The sequence below is a fragment of the Paenibacillus sp. EZ-K15 genome, assembly GCF_002573715.1.
GTDB lineage: Bacteria > Bacillota > Bacilli > Paenibacillales > Paenibacillaceae > Paenibacillus_AQ.
Genome location: NZ_PDHM01000017.1, coordinates 496,522 through 510,182 on the forward strand (window position 1 = coordinate 496,522; position 13,661 = coordinate 510,182).

18 protein-coding genes are annotated in these 13,661 nt (G+C 45.8%); 1 reads left to right on the forward strand and 17 read right to left on the reverse strand.

All coding sequences use genetic code 11. From position 1 onward, the window contains the following. Positions 1-17: 17 nt before the first annotated feature. The 17 genes from CRG97_RS18815 to CRG97_RS18905 all read right to left on the reverse strand — a co-directional run bounded on the left by CRG97_RS18815 (position 18) and on the right by CRG97_RS18905 (position 12,350). The gene (locus tag CRG97_RS18815) at positions 18-554 is read right to left on the reverse strand and encodes a phosphatase PAP2 family protein (RefSeq protein ID WP_076321829.1); all 537 of its coding nucleotides are present in this window, start codon (positions 552-554) and stop codon (positions 18-20) included. Further along, positions 555-1,172, reverse strand: a complete 618-nt coding sequence (locus CRG97_RS18820) for a YqaA family protein (RefSeq protein ID WP_098746188.1) — start codon at positions 1,170-1,172, stop codon at positions 555-557. Between the two features lie 331 nt (positions 1,173-1,503). Further along, positions 1,504-2,151, reverse strand: a complete 648-nt coding sequence (locus tag CRG97_RS18825) for an HAD family hydrolase (RefSeq protein WP_098746189.1) — start codon at positions 2,149-2,151, stop codon at positions 1,504-1,506. Between the two features lie 143 nt (positions 2,152-2,294). After that, entirely contained in the window at positions 2,295-2,993 is a 699-nt protein-coding gene (locus CRG97_RS18835) for a YjjG family noncanonical pyrimidine nucleotidase (RefSeq protein WP_098746191.1), read from the reverse strand. 266 nt (positions 2,994-3,259) lie between these two features. After that, the gene (locus CRG97_RS18845; protein WP_343225200.1) at positions 3,260-3,844 is read right to left on the reverse strand and encodes a GNAT family N-acetyltransferase; all 585 of its coding nucleotides are present in this window, start codon (positions 3,842-3,844) and stop codon (positions 3,260-3,262) included. 28 nt (positions 3,845-3,872) lie between these two features. Beyond that, positions 3,873-4,529 carry an HAD family hydrolase gene (locus CRG97_RS18850; RefSeq protein WP_098746195.1) on the reverse strand — a complete coding sequence of 219 codons (657 nt, stop codon included), beginning with the start codon at positions 4,527-4,529 and terminating at the stop codon, positions 3,873-3,875. A gap of 50 nt (positions 4,530-4,579) precedes the next feature. Beyond that, a complete protein-coding gene (locus tag CRG97_RS18855) occupies positions 4,580-5,059 on the reverse strand; it encodes a GNAT family N-acetyltransferase (protein WP_098746197.1) in 480 nt (159 codons plus the stop codon). 15 nt (positions 5,060-5,074) lie between these two features. Beyond that, complete coding sequence (locus tag CRG97_RS18860) at positions 5,075-5,797, reverse strand: class I SAM-dependent DNA methyltransferase (RefSeq protein WP_098746200.1); 723 nt, start codon at positions 5,795-5,797, stop codon at positions 5,075-5,077. 13 nt (positions 5,798-5,810) lie between these two features. After that, the gene (locus tag CRG97_RS18865) at positions 5,811-6,680 is read right to left on the reverse strand and encodes a GNAT family N-acetyltransferase (protein WP_098746202.1); all 870 of its coding nucleotides are present in this window, start codon (positions 6,678-6,680) and stop codon (positions 5,811-5,813) included. 121 nt (positions 6,681-6,801) lie between these two features. Further along, positions 6,802-7,359: a GNAT family N-acetyltransferase gene (locus CRG97_RS18870; RefSeq protein ID WP_098746204.1), complete on the reverse strand. Its 558-nt coding sequence runs from the start codon at positions 7,357-7,359 to the stop codon at positions 6,802-6,804. A gap of 138 nt (positions 7,360-7,497) precedes the next feature. After that, positions 7,498-8,034 carry a ribonuclease FAU-1 family protein gene (locus CRG97_RS18875; RefSeq protein ID WP_161952955.1) on the reverse strand — a complete coding sequence of 179 codons (537 nt, stop codon included), beginning with the start codon at positions 8,032-8,034 and terminating at the stop codon, positions 7,498-7,500. A gap of 1 nt (position 8,035) precedes the next feature. Then, positions 8,036-8,680 carry a hypothetical protein gene (locus CRG97_RS18880; RefSeq protein WP_098746208.1) on the reverse strand — a complete coding sequence of 215 codons (645 nt, stop codon included), beginning with the start codon at positions 8,678-8,680 and terminating at the stop codon, positions 8,036-8,038. 133 nt (positions 8,681-8,813) lie between these two features. After that, positions 8,814-9,359 carry a GNAT family N-acetyltransferase gene (locus CRG97_RS18885; protein ID WP_098746210.1) on the reverse strand — a complete coding sequence of 182 codons (546 nt, stop codon included), beginning with the start codon at positions 9,357-9,359 and terminating at the stop codon, positions 8,814-8,816. A 48-nt stretch (positions 9,360-9,407) separates the two neighbouring features. Beyond that, entirely contained in the window at positions 9,408-9,749 is a 342-nt protein-coding gene (locus tag CRG97_RS18890; protein WP_098746698.1) for a DUF3139 domain-containing protein, read from the reverse strand. Positions 9,750-9,766: 17 nt separating this feature from the next. Then, positions 9,767-10,396, reverse strand: a complete 630-nt coding sequence (locus CRG97_RS18895) for a P-loop NTPase family protein (protein ID WP_098746212.1) — start codon at positions 10,394-10,396, stop codon at positions 9,767-9,769. Positions 10,397-10,579: 183 nt separating this feature from the next. Then, on the reverse strand, positions 10,580-11,746 hold the full coding sequence (locus tag CRG97_RS18900; RefSeq protein ID WP_098746214.1) for a purple acid phosphatase family protein: 1,167 nt from the start codon (positions 11,744-11,746) through the stop codon (positions 10,580-10,582). A gap of 199 nt (positions 11,747-11,945) precedes the next feature. After that, positions 11,946-12,350 carry a NusG domain II-containing protein gene (locus tag CRG97_RS18905; RefSeq protein WP_237566485.1) on the reverse strand — a complete coding sequence of 135 codons (405 nt, stop codon included), beginning with the start codon at positions 12,348-12,350 and terminating at the stop codon, positions 11,946-11,948. Between the two features lie 230 nt (positions 12,351-12,580). Here CRG97_RS18905 and CRG97_RS18910 point away from each other — a divergent pair, with 230 nt between their 5' ends. Continuing rightward, complete coding sequence (locus CRG97_RS18910) at positions 12,581-13,591, forward strand: ABC transporter substrate-binding protein (RefSeq protein ID WP_098746219.1); 1,011 nt, start codon at positions 12,581-12,583, stop codon at positions 13,589-13,591. Positions 13,592-13,661: the final 70 nt, after the last annotated feature.

Consider the following 13,661-nt stretch of genomic DNA (forward strand, 5'->3'; position numbering starts at 1 on the left):
TTACTCCTTATCTAACGTTATGTGATTCCAATGACATGCATCAGGTAAACGACCAGCCATCCAGAACCGAATCCAATCAGACTGCCTGCCAGGCAATCAGTTGGGTAATGATATCCCCAATATATACGGGATAGACCGACCAGCGCAGCCAGGATAATTAGCAGTATCGTTGGCAGCGGAGATACCAGAAACAACAATGGTGTAATGACGGCAAAGATCGCCGTGGTGTGTCCTGACGGGAAGGAATAGTCCTTCAATGGAAAATTTCCAATCTTCACCTGCTCCAGAACCCGAAACGGACGATCTCTTCTGACGATCTTCTTGATGAGGACAACAATCAGATGGCTAATGGTTAAGGCAATGGCACTCTGATATGCCGTTATGTCCCATGCTTCAAATGCAGCCCAGGCGATGAGCAGTGCGCTCAAAATCGTAAAGGTGGCTCCACCGAGATGGGTAATGCCGCCGAACAGCCGATCAAAGGCTCTGTTGCTGATCGTCTGGTTGCACCAGACAAATACCCGGTGATCAAATCTTCGTAATCGCTCGATCATTCATTCTTCACCTGCCGTTACATCAACTGAATCTTTTGAACCCTGCACGGCAGGGATTTCCGAACGTTTTTTCCTGCGTTTCTTGATAAAGTGAACCGTCAGCCAAATCCCTCCAATCAGAGCACCTACGGACATCAAAATAATCGTAAGTACGCTGTCCACCATATTCTCTGCAGCACGGCCATATACGTAGAAGAGCACACCTACGGTATAGAACTTCACGGCGCGTCCGATCGCTGCGTAGGTGAGAAGTTTCCATAAGGGATAGCTCATGCAGCCGGATAGAATGGTGAAGATTTTAAAAGGAATCGGTGTAAACGCACCGACAAGAATTGCGGCTTCGCCATGCTTGGTAAACAAGGCGGTGGCGGAATCGTACCATTTTTTCTTCATGACCTTGGTTAAGACCAAATTTCCGGAAGCCTTGCCAATTCCATAACCGATCGGCGTTCCGATCAAGCAGCCGACAAAACCGATCGAGGCGAGCCAGATCGCACGGTCCGGACTCAATGCACTTAAAGACAATTGCGAGAAAAGTGCCGGAATCGGAAAAATAATCGCATCGATCATGGCATGAATAAATAATCCGATATCGCCTAAATTACGTAAAAAATCCATCAGGCCTTGTCTCCTCTGATAGACTACACACTTGGCAGTCCGTGTACTGTGCGATATCGTGGTTCAAATTTATATCCGAAATCATCCGTTCACATTCCTCTCACATATCATGTTAATGTAAGAATATCATGATTGAAGAAGGATGACTTCCGTCTTCAGACGATAATCAACCTAGACTTAGGTCTAGATACTAATAGTAGATATAATATAGTAGATATAGTATAAACGAGTTTTATGATCAATAAGTTGAGTTTATAACCATTTGGACCAAAAACAAAAAAACAGCTTAGCCGCAATATGCGGCCAAACTGCCAAGCTCTAAGACCATGAACTATTCAAATTGACAAATTTGCGCGACTTCTCGGACCGAGTTCACCACATGATCAGCCTGCGATAAGTCCTGATTCCCCGAGTTCGGATTCACGAAGCCGATGCATTTCATGCCAGCCGCCTTCGCTGCAGCAACGCCGTGCCTTGCATCCTCAAGCACCATGCAATGCTCCGGATCCACACCGAGCAATTCAGCCGCCTTAAGATATACATCCGGTGCCGGTTTTCCCTTCTCCACTTCTTCACCGCTCACAACGCATTCAAAATGATGCAGGAGATCGAACTTACGCAAAACGGCCGAAATAAATACAGGTGGCGATGATGATGCAATAGCCGCCGGTATGTTACGTGCTTTAAGCTCTGCAAGGAGCTCTCGTATGCCATCTATAGGCTCCATTTCCCGTGAGGTGAGTATTTCAATTTTATTGGACAATTGGTATTCAATGATTTCCGAAACGGATTGAGCAAGCTGATGTTCATCTTTAATAGCTGCCCACATCTCCGGATTGGTCATGCCCACATACTTCTCCAGCTGTTCATGGGTTATCGCCGATCCGTAGTCGTTCATCACCTGAATATCGACTTCAAAGTGAAGCGGTTCACTGTCAATAATGACCCCATCCATGTCAAAAATAAATGCCTGTATCATGTTCATGCTCCTTTGTTGATATGTATTTTAGTTAACGCCAGATTATATCGAGTAACGTTCCCAGTACTCCGGTTTTATGGCCTCTGAGCACATCGGGATTGAATACTTCGACGAAGCCGCATCGGGTACAGGATACGAAGAGATCACTCAGATGAAATAATATCGTGCAGTTCCATAAGGGAATGGATCTCATATTTAGGTTGAATGGATGTTGGGTTTGCCTTGCGCAGCGGGTTATACCAGCAGGTATCAATCCCGTAACGAATGCCTCCCTGTATATCGGAAGTTAATGAATCGCCGACAATGAGAACTTCCTTCTTGTCGGGGTGATTCAACTTATCGAATGCATAATCGAATATGCCTTCGTGGGGCTTCTGGGACCCGGCATCCTCCGAAACAATGATGCATTCAAAGGAATCGCATAACGGCGACCGGCTGATTCGGTTAAACTGCACTTCCTTGATTCCGTTCGTGATGATAGCCATTCGTTGACCGCGTTCCGCAAGTTGACTGCACAGCTCTTCTGCCTCCTCCATCAGAAAGGAGCCTTGCCCTAGATATTTTATGTATATATCGCTAAAGGCATTGGCATCCAAGGCGCACTTGATGTCGTGTTCTGCCAACAGCCGGTCAAACCTGGCCGTACGCAAGTCCCTTTGTGTAACCTTCCCCTGCTCAAAATCATGCCACAACTGCTGGTTAATGCGTCTGTAGCTGTTTACGATGGCATCCGTGCACTCCTGATCAATCTCGCCAAAAACGCCGGATAGCGCAAAAGCCTCCGATTTGGCATAGTCGTATAATGTTTCATCTGCATCAAATAAAATAACGTTGTAACGCACGGGTGCGCCTCCTTACAGCTTACTTATTCCAATCTGGATTGTTGATTTAATTCCCGAATCTTCTGCCTTTGTTGGTGCTCTAGATGATCCCTGTTACTCTTTACCAGCTCCGATAGACGAACAAGTATTAACAATAACAATGTAATGATTACCCCTGCTGCTAGTATTAGCATGATCCATTCGTCTACTCCAAAGAGTATAAATAGAAGCAATTCGACCAAAATGAAGATTCCTGCACCCAAGGCAAGCTGTTTCATCATACCTCCTTAACTCTCTCTGCGGAGTTTATAGAGATGATATCTCTCCTGCTCAAGCTCGATATCCCCCATATACTTAAACCCACATTTTTGGATTACCTTATTGGAAGCATGATTATGAACGACGGCTAAAGCGCTTAGCTCGCGCTCGCTTGTATTCCGGAACAAGAACTGGATTAATGCCCGTGCAGCTTGCGTTGTATATCCCTTATTGTAATGCTGATTTGAGATTCCGTACATAATCTCTCGATTGGGCTGAGGTAGCTCTTCCTTAGGACCTGTATTGCACCAGCCGATACATTCGCCTGTTTCTTTTAAGATCATGGCTAGTCGCAGACGCAGCTGCCCCACATCCCCGCCGTCATGAACGGCCTGCAAGAACTGTCGATTCTCCACAATTTCATAGTTGATTAACCATTCGAGTCGCTGTTCCCTGGATACATCCCAACCGGGCAGGAACTGTCTGATCTCCGGTTCGTGCGTGATCTTGAAGATCGCATCAAGGTCTTCCACCATATATTCCCTGAGCAGGATGTCCTCACATTCAATTGTGAAGGGCATTCCTGGGGAATGGATACTTGTCTTGTTGTTCAATATAGTCCTCCTGCATTCATTCCCTCGCTCAATTTCCCTGGCCCATGACGAGGGCTATTAGCTGATCGGGCCGAGTATAAATATCATCAGGCTCAACGCTAAATTCTACGTTCTGTACGGTATCAAACCAATGCGCTCCAATGGTGAACACCTGGGCTGATTTGCCTGCCGCTATATCAGCATCGCTGTCGCCGACAAAAACCACGTCCGATGTACTCAGACCCAGCAATTGAACGGCTTTGAGTATCCCTTCCGGATCCGGCTTGGAACGTTCAACCTCATCACCCGTGATGGTAGCAGCAAAAAAACCGTCCAGCTCCAGATTTCTTAGACATATATCCAGGCACCTTCTGCTCTTGCCCGTAATAATGACCATGGGTATATGTAAATCCCACAGCTTCCTAATAAGATCCTGAATCGCCTCCGACATATGTACATGCTTCTGAAAATCCTTCTCGAAAACTTCGTAATAATAGGCTACGGCTTCGTCAACATGGGCTGGATTCGAGAGATTTTCAGTTATAATCTCTTCCTCCGTTGGCCCAAACGTCTGCACGATTTCCGCATCCGTCAACGTTTTACCTTCATATTTCATGAAAACCGCCCGGAACGCTTTAAACGAGAGCGGCAGCGTATCCGCTAGAGTACCATCAAAATCAAACAGCACCGCCTGAATGCTGGACATACATTACTCCCCTTTCACTCCAAGAACCAGACTGAACAACGCATCCTGCTTTAGACCAAATTCAGTCTCATCTGAATGGTAATCATCTTCTGATCATCATCTAACGTCGTAATACGGACATCGAAGGGCTCAAATCCAAGCTTATGATAAAAAACCAGCCCTCTGGAGTTGGTATTATGGCAGCTAAGATAAAAGATTGTCATTCCATATTTCTCTTTGGCTATATCCATCATGGTCTGTAACAGCTTCTGCGCGGCTCCCATTCCCCTATGCGACGGAGCAACGATAACATTGCCGAGCCACAGAGATTGATCAGTATCCTCATAAAAATTTGCATAAGCGACAACCTGCCCTGTAGATTCTTCAACAATAACCGTAGGATCATATCGATTTTCTAGCAAACTCAAGATTTGCTCCGGCGTCCAAGGAAACTCCGATCTGGGACTCACGTAAAACAGCTCCTCCGGCGTTTGAGGAAAGCTGCATATCGTTGATAAATCCTCGTCTGCCAGCGGCCTATAGACGTACATATTACAAGCTCCTCCTTACTTCATATTTCGTGCAATATACATGCCTCTTCCAATCAAGCCTTGCGGATCGTGCTCCACGTGAAGGCCCGCTTCCTGGAATGCCTTGATCATCTCTTCCACGGTAAAGAGACCCAAACGATGCTCCTCCGTGTGATGCTCAATTCCATGCTCACTTCCAAACAAATACTCGAATTTCATGATCGAAATATTGCCTTCGCGGTCCGAATGGGACATCCTGCTCATATGGATCCCATGACGCTCAGTCATGATCGTGTCCACTCTTCCGGCGGTCCAGACATCCGGTGTAAGCCACGGCTCAACCAGAATGACACCCTCCTCGTTCAGATGCTCCTTAAACTGCGTAAGGGTCTGTACCAATAGATCCAGCGTTTTCACATATCCGATGGAGCTGAATAGACACAGGATCACATCATATTTCCGGTCCAAGTAAAAACGAGTCATGTCGGCAACCGAATAATCACCCTCAGGATTTTTCGACTTCGCTATCGAGACGAATTCGGGATTTAGATCGATACCATCGATTGCATAGTACTGCTTTAAGAACAAAGCATGTTCCGCGGTTCCACAGGCAACGTCAAGCATGGTCCGGTAATCCTTACCCTGTCTTTCAATATATTCCCGGACCTGCTGCGCCTCCTGCTCATAATCCTTAAGGCTGTAAATTACATCATAATATTTCGATGATAAATCAAACATGGATTCACCAACTTTCCGCATCGGATAACATCATCTAAAGCCGGGTCATCCGTGCCAGGCATCTTCCATGATTATACAACTGTTCCTCAGATTGAGTAACCCCTTGTTCACGTAAGGGGTCAGATTCATGAACATCCATGATTTGGGTTGCATGTGCTTCCCCTTCGATACGCTTGTGTCTGTACCAATAGGAATAAATCTCTTTGTACTGAAGACGATCATACAATCGGCTTGCAGCAAGATTACTCTGTACCACCTGTAAATAGCTGCTCGTGGCTCCATTCTTCTTAGCCCACTGCAGTATATGTAACAGTAACTGTTTGCCAAACCCGCGATTTCGACATGCCGGAGCCGTAGCCAGATCATATATTCCTACAAAGCCCTGCTCCAAAGCTCCGATCCCGCATGCTACAGGTTCAGCTTGATCATATAGGATGAAGAATCCATACGGTATCACGGAATAGTTAAACAGCTTTCTTTTCACAGCCTTGTTTCTCTCGGAAATTCCGGTAATATCCCCGAGCACATCCAGCCATTCATCGGTTGGCTTTTCTTCGATCTTTACCTCCTCATGGGATGGAGGCTCAATATCATCCAAGTGATCCAACACTCTAAAGCTGGTAGGATCCTGTATGGTATATCCCTTGGATTCCAAAATAGGATCGAGTTCCTGCGGATTGAATGGTGTCATTTTAAATATGACGTCAAGCCCAGCCTTCACATATAAACGCTCACATTGTTCAATCTGGCCATAAAGGTCTTTGGAAGGCTCCGTATAGAGAGCATGAATGGAGTTGGATCTCTTGGTATAACCGTCTGCAAATCGTAACAGCCATCCATGATGTGTCAAGGTTTGGAGCGCTGGCCAAGCGTTTAAGGTAAGCTCTTCGATTCTCTTATGCACATATACCACTCCTACAATATGATAGGAATAAATATACGATAACATGAATTTTAATTCAATAAATAAAAATGTCTGCTTTCAACCAGAACTTCCACCTGGCTTCGATTGTTCGAATAACCGTCTATAATCTGAATAGAACTGGAACATCCGCGAGCCTTCTTTTCCATATCAAATGGTCTGCTCCGCTCCCCCAATGGTCCTGAAGGACATAATCGGGTTCACCCAGCTTCTTCTTCCAGATCTTCTGTGCTTGGGAGTATCCGCTATCCAAACAAAATTCAGTCATTCCTTTAATGAGAAGGGTAAGATACATGACATTTAACATTAGACTTCCGATCCCTTGCTGTTGGTAATCAGGATGAACAAATACCGTTCCGATTTCAACCACATCACGCAATTCACCATCAGTAGCTTCCCGGATCAATGTATTGGATGGTCCAAACTCGATGCAGCTCACAATGTTGTTGTCTAGTAGTCCGATGAGAAAGTATCTCTCCTCTCCGTGAGTATCAAAATCCGCGTTCAAGTACCTATTTTTGCTGTCGATCTCCTGTTCTATGTCCTCCGATAAATCTGATAAACCTTCTTTGGCAAAAGTATCGGTAATCACGACCCTGAAAAAATCCTCCATGGCATCTATATCGCCGCGATTGGGTCGCCTAACTTCTACTTGAAGCATAAAAAGTCCTCCTAGTATCTCAATTACAATAGACTCACAGATTTTTGGTGTGTTTCATAACATGGGCTTCAACCTCATCCTTTTGTTCGTCGGTTAGCTGGACGGGTTTCCATGTTTGATCATCAGGGATGAGGATGGTTAGAGGTTTATCAATTGCTGAAAGTGCCTGATACTATTGTTGATCACCATGTTTTCTCCAGATCGGATTTCCAATTTGATCTTCTCCGCCGTTTCTTTAGCCAGCCTATAATCTTGACGTTCAATATGCCCTTGGCGTAAGGCTTCCTCAAGTTCATCTTCATCTTTAATGAAGAAGTTTCCGTCTGGAAGCACAATAACATCCAGATAGACATCATCCCAATATGGGATCCCCTCGTCACTAATCCCATTCGTCCTTGAAATATCGATATACCATTGCACCACTTCATGGTTCTGGTTCAACATCGTGGTCACACAGAAGTTAGAATTCACTGGAAACTGCTGAAGCCAGAAGTACCCGTCAGCTGCGATGCACAATTCTTCGTCTTGATATTGCACGAATAACCTTTTCTCTACTTGATGAAGGCTAAGTAAAGTAACATATCCCTTGAACACCTGTTCCTCCATGTATACACATTTGAAATTTCTGCTTACGACTCTTCGCCAATCGATCCGGTCAGCATATTTTCTTTTCAATTTAACCTCCATGTGCATGAATCCCCGAAGGGGTGAATAATGTGTTCAACTCGCCAGCTGTATCCTGTATGAACACTTCTACTTTATCTAAGGTAAAATAAATCAGCTCAACCTTCGGCTCATTACGTTCATCCAACAGCCACTCTAATTTGATCGTTCGGTACTGCTCCACCTCTGACTTCTCAACAAAAAGAGGCATGGCATGCCCTTCCGAATCCTTAAGTTTATTCAAAATGGAGTCTGTCCAATGCTGTGATCGTTTCAATTCGAATTCAAGCTGACTGACCTCTTGGTTATATGTAAATCTAATGTTTTCTTTGTCCTCTATGTTTTCTTGCTTAAAATCAGCGTATAACGTCTGAACCCACCGTAAATCCGTGTAGATATGGGCAAAATAACCGTATATATATTCTTTCCATGCCTTCCCCGGCTTCAGATTTAGATAATGCAGATAGTTCTCCTTGATGAGGTTTGCATCAGGCAGCCTTCCGTCACATACCAGATGCGTGATCCCTTTCTGTTCTCTCGTGATCTTGCCTCTAACATGAATGGCATCCGGAGCAATGCTCCCTATCAGCAAATGCGGAGACGGCTCCGGTATGCAGAGCTGCTGGGCAACCGCAAAATGGACCATGGGCCACGGCATAGCGATAACCTCCTGAACTTATCGTATTTGTGAGAAAGACCCAGCACCCCAAATGCTTCCATCTCAGGTCTGAGTCTTGATGATCGGTTTGTCTTAAAAATCATTGAAGTATATATCTTCCTTTTCCATGCGTTTACTCCAAGCGTTCATTGCGGATAACCATATGTAGGTGGTCTTCCCAGATGCCGTTAATCTTCAGGTATTTGATGGCCAGTCCTTCTTCGTAGAAGCCTAGTCGTCTCACTACATTCAACGAAGCTTTGTTTCTTGGCATGATGTTAGCTTCCAACCGGTGCAACTCCAACGTATCAAAACAATAGGCGACCACGGCCCTTAGCGCTTCGGTCATATACCCTTTCCCCGTATGAGCCTGTGCCAGCTTGTATCCCACATGTGCCGATTGAAAGGCACCTCGAACGATATTGCTGATCGCAATCGAACCGATGATTTCATCATCTTGATGCAGCCACACTTTAAACATAGATCCGTCAGCTATGCTTCGACTCTCCGCAGCCAGAATCTCCGCCTGTTTATCGATGGTATAGAACTCAGCTTCTCTAGCGGGCTCCCATACCTTCCAATGGTCATCGTTCTTGACTATAAAATCCACCACATCCGATGCCCGACCCTGATCAATGCTCTTCAACAATAGACGTGAAGTTTGTAGCGTAATGGACATGCAAAGTTCCCCCTTGAACAACTTAAACTGAAATCAGATAATACCATATCAGTCCCTGGGAATATAATGCTTTAGGTCCGAGCGGGTAATTCCGCGGGCTCTCCCCTCTGGCGATAATCGGTATTCGAACTGCATTATCGAATTGTGGGCAAAATAAATATATTCGACATCAGGCTCGTCCTTGAACACCACGACGACATAAAAGGGAGGCAGCTTAACGCCCCAGACGCCTTTTACCGACTTTATCTCATCCTTGCTGTGATGTTCTTCTTCAAGCAGGTAGGCATTCACCTTCTTAGCGTAGATCATTTTGTTCGCCTGCACGTACACAAAGGGAGACAGAAGTAAAGGCACCAGCAAAACCAATAATGCAATTCTGATTTTCTTCATTTTATTCCCTGCTATTTTCATAGATTAAAATGCCGTTTAACCTCTTCGTAGTTCTCCGTAATGCTTCTGCTTCCGTCCACGAAGATAACCTTGAATCCCCGATCCATGGCGTCCTTGGCCACATATGCCGCAAAGCCGATATCTCGCCCCATCCAATTCTGAAACGCGGTATCAGGATCATCGCATTGATTCAGAATATCATGGATCCATTCCCGCTTCGCATAATGCTCCTTCTGGAAATCCGCTACCGGCACGATCCATATCGCCTGATGAGGGCTGAATACCAGCTGTGCTACTTTTTCCGGTAAAAGTGCTGCGCCCTCCACAATGACGGGGCTCGTGTCCGGCATGTCCGATACATCATCCACAATCATCCGGAATTCCTCGCGATAAAAATCCAGTTCTTCTTGGACCTGCTGCTCTACAGGTCGTGACCACAACGCATTCCATGTCATATCCTTCAATCGGAACATGGTGGGAAACTCAGACCGATTACATGCATTCACATGCTTCTCGTTGAACAGATCACATTGATAATAGGTGTAGCCGTACTCTTTCGTGATCATTTCGGCAATCGTGGATTTGCCTGAACAGGGGGAGCCTCCAATCCAGTATACGTGGGAGTAGTCTTTTTTCTCGTTCATCATCTAATCATGCCCCTCTGTCACTATCGTTTCTTAACTCGTTTCGAATGTCCAGCAATACGTTCCAGATCGCCCTCAAATATACCACAACGAATAAAAAGCCTACAATTAATATCAATGCGATCATATTCATCTTCACCCCACATTACTGCTTGGACTGGAGACCTTCATTCAACCATATCTCTTCTATGTGTAATCCCTCTTGCCTTCAGTGCTTTTTCGTATTCGCAGCGTATCAAACAATCGCCCTTCATCATCGATGGCGCGCACTTCCAAGCGATCCAACGATACAACGACTTGCAGAAAATGAGGCACCGCCAATGACTGCGAAGTATGCCATTCCCTCTTCGGTAGCAACCAGCCCGGCATGGCACCAGCGCCGCCTGCTACGATGTACACGATGCCGTTGTCATAATCCACGGTTCCTTGCGATAAGGGGTGGCTTCGCTCATATACAATTGTATGCGAGTTGATAACCAGATCCACCCCATATCGTTCAAATACCGGGCAAAGCTGCCGCAAATCCTCTACCTGATATCCGCCTGAAACATATGGCGGGTAGTGAAAATATACAATTTTCCACCTGCGATAACATGTTGAGAGCTCGCGTTCCAAGAAATCATACTGCGCATTTCCTGGACTCATCACGCCGGAGCTGCGAGGATAATCTTCTTTCCTGATTAAATCCGTGCTGTCCAAGCAGATGAAATGAACGTCTCCGTAATGAAATGCGTAGAAATTCTTCGGTTCGGGAAAAGCAAACAGGTCGTAATACCATGACGCGTTGTCCTCATGATTTCCCAGGCAACTGTAGATAGGCGTATCCACAAAAAAATCTCGTCCTGGTCCAAAGAAATACTTGTCCCAATCCTCAGCGGTCTTCCCGTCATGGACGACATCTCCTACAAACAAGGCGATATCGGGTCGATACTGCTTCATCCGGCTGAAAATTCTCTGATTAATATGTCCTCCCGACGAATCGAACCCGCTATATCCCCCGGTTTCACTGGTCACCGTAAAAGAGAATGGCTCTCCTTGTCCTGCCGCCGTCTTGAACATATAAAATCCCGAATCAATCTCATCTGATTCATGCTGGGAGTAGATCCTGTAGTAATAAGTGGTTCCGGGCTCGAGGCCCTTCACGGTTATTTGGTGTATCCGTGTTGGAGACTCATCAGCGAAAGTACCGAATAGGTCAACAGGCTGCTTGTAGTTCCCTTGATGTCCGCTATGTATTCTCTCGGCATGCAGGACGTCCACCCTGGAAGTTGCAGGGAGCGACGTTTCCCACATCACGGTCATGGTGTGCTCGGTCGGGTTTTGCAGGTACGGCCCTTTCATAATGGAAAGCATGTTCAGCCTCCTTCGTTCCTATTTTTCGGAAAATTATGGTGACACGACTTCACTTCCTCTCTAATTATAACTATCCTTTCAGCTAAAAAGTTACGCTAACCTTACATTCACGCCAATGTCCTAAATAACGAAAAGAACCGGCAATAACCCCCGGTTCTTAGTAAAATTTATGATAGCCATACCCTCTTGAACCCTGAACTTAGCCTACCACAGCATCCAGTTCCGTCTCACGCTGTTCGTGTTCGGGAACTAACACCTCGACCACGACTCTAGTCGGTACGCAGATGATCTGCTGATAGGGTTCCGAGATAAATCCCATATCCAGTGCAATTCTTTTCGGGGCATCCGAGTAAATCATCTGGATCCCGTAGTCATACACTTTCAACGTGTTGTGTCCAAACTTGGTCTTAATATCAATGATACGTTCGTCCCCGGTCAGCGGGACAGTCTCGTATTCTTTGCCATTCACCGTAATCAAGGCCTTGAGTTCTCCCTGCTGGTAATCCACATGGCTATGCTTCCACCACTGCAGCCCGGTGAAGGAGCCAAGGATCAGGATCAAGGCAAACAGGATCATATCTCCGCGTCTTATTCTCGACAACATGCTCCCTCCTGACATGCATACAGTCTTTGGAACCCAAGTATGAACGATGTGCAAAACCATCGAAATGAATTTTGTCACTTTCGTTATCCACTTCAAACGGCTTGTACAAACTGAAAAGGAACCTTTTCTTTTGTCCATTGAGTCCGGAACAAGCATCCGCTATGATGTTTTTAACGAGAATGATTATCATTATCTCTAATAGTTTTGAAAACCGTTGTGGAGGAGAAACCATGAAACCTACTAAAAAATTGCCCATAACTATCAGCATCCTTGCATTGATGAGTCTCATGTTGATGGCATGCAATGGGAGCAGCCCCCCTTCTTCTATGAAGCAGGGAACGGCAGGAACTGCTATTCAGCCAACCGTCAGCCCTAACGACTCCCCCCCATCCGATACTGGCTCGGAAGATGCTATGCGTTCCTATACGGATTATAAAGGACACAGTGTTGATATCCCCGTATCGCCAAAGCGCATCATATTTTCCGGGGAAACCTTCAGCGATTTATTCGCCTTGGGTGTTCAAGCGATCGGCGCCGATATGGACCGGGTGAAAGGATCAGTTTATGAAGATAAGACTCAAAACGTCGAAGACATTGGCTTCCCGATCAGCTTCGAGAAGGTACTCGCTCTTAATCCGGATTTGATTATTGTGGCGGACCCGGACGAAACGGCGTACGAACAGCTTTCCAAGATTGCACCCACTCTTATGTTTGATACATTTGCTCCTTTGGATAAACGTTTGCCAGAGCTTGGCGATATTCTCGGCAGAAAGGCGCAAGCTGAACAATGGGTAACCGATTATGAGGCTAAGGCAGATGCCATGTGGCAGCAACTGCAATCCGTCGGCATGAAACCCGATGAGACGGCCTCCGTCTTCACGTATTATCCGGGGGACCGGCTCTTTGTCATGGCCAGCACGGGCTTATCTCAAGAACTCTATCATCCTAACGGCTTTAAGCCCACGCCAAATATTCAACAGTTGCTGGATGAAGACAGTGGATTCAAGGAGATCTCGATGGAGAACCTTCCCGAGTTTGCCGGAGACAGAATCTTTATCCTGAATCCGGTTCAGCCCGAAGCTCAGAAATCCACACAAGACATGATGAACAGTCCGATCTGGGCTAGCCTTCCTGCTGTCAAGGATGGGCATGTGTATACCATCGACATTGCTAAATCCGGTAGTGACGCAGCTACAAGGGAATGGTTACTTCAAGAGCTTCCGAATATGATAACCGAATAACTGACCATCTGTATGAGACAGTTCAATACTTACCTATTGAATTGTCTCGTTTTTCTATTTACAATTATCG

What these genes read in the sequence shown, in the direction of transcription:
- CRG97_RS18815 (WP_076321829.1), bottom strand. Translation starts at nt 554, where the DNA reads ATGATCGAGCGATTACGAAGATTTGATCACCGGGTATTTGTCTGGTGC.
- CRG97_RS18820 (WP_098746188.1), bottom strand. Translation starts at nt 1,172, where the DNA reads ATGGATTTTTTACGTAATTTAGGCGATATCGGATTATTTATTCATGCC.
- CRG97_RS18825 (WP_098746189.1), bottom strand. Translation starts at nt 2,151, where the DNA reads ATGATACAGGCATTTATTTTTGACATGGATGGGGTCATTATTGACAGT.
- CRG97_RS18850 (WP_098746195.1), bottom strand. Translation starts at nt 4,529, where the DNA reads ATGTCCAGCATTCAGGCGGTGCTGTTTGATTTTGATGGTACTCTAGCG.
- CRG97_RS18855 (WP_098746197.1), bottom strand. Translation starts at nt 5,059, where the DNA reads ATGTACGTCTATAGGCCGCTGGCAGACGAGGATTTATCAACGATATGC.
- CRG97_RS18860 (WP_098746200.1), bottom strand. Translation starts at nt 5,797, where the DNA reads ATGCGGAAAGTTGGTGAATCCATGTTTGATTTATCATCGAAATATTAT.
- CRG97_RS18870 (WP_098746204.1), bottom strand. Translation starts at nt 7,359, where the DNA reads ATGCTTCAAGTAGAAGTTAGGCGACCCAATCGCGGCGATATAGATGCC.
- CRG97_RS18880 (WP_098746208.1), bottom strand. Translation starts at nt 8,680, where the DNA reads ATGCCGTGGCCCATGGTCCATTTTGCGGTTGCCCAGCAGCTCTGCATA.
- CRG97_RS18885 (WP_098746210.1), bottom strand. Translation starts at nt 9,359, where the DNA reads ATGTCCATTACGCTACAAACTTCACGTCTATTGTTGAAGAGCATTGAT.
- CRG97_RS18890 (WP_098746698.1), bottom strand. Translation starts at nt 9,749, where the DNA reads ATGAAGAAAATCAGAATTGCATTATTGGTTTTGCTGGTGCCTTTACTT.
- CRG97_RS18895 (WP_098746212.1), bottom strand. Translation starts at nt 10,396, where the DNA reads ATGATGAACGAGAAAAAAGACTACTCCCACGTATACTGGATTGGAGGC.
- CRG97_RS18900 (WP_098746214.1), bottom strand. Translation starts at nt 11,746, where the DNA reads ATGCTTTCCATTATGAAAGGGCCGTACCTGCAAAACCCGACCGAGCAC.
- CRG97_RS18905 (WP_237566485.1), bottom strand. Translation starts at nt 12,350, where the DNA reads ATGTTGTCGAGAATAAGACGCGGAGATATGATCCTGTTTGCCTTGATC.
- CRG97_RS18910 (WP_098746219.1), top strand. Translation starts at nt 12,581, where the DNA reads ATGAAACCTACTAAAAAATTGCCCATAACTATCAGCATCCTTGCATTG.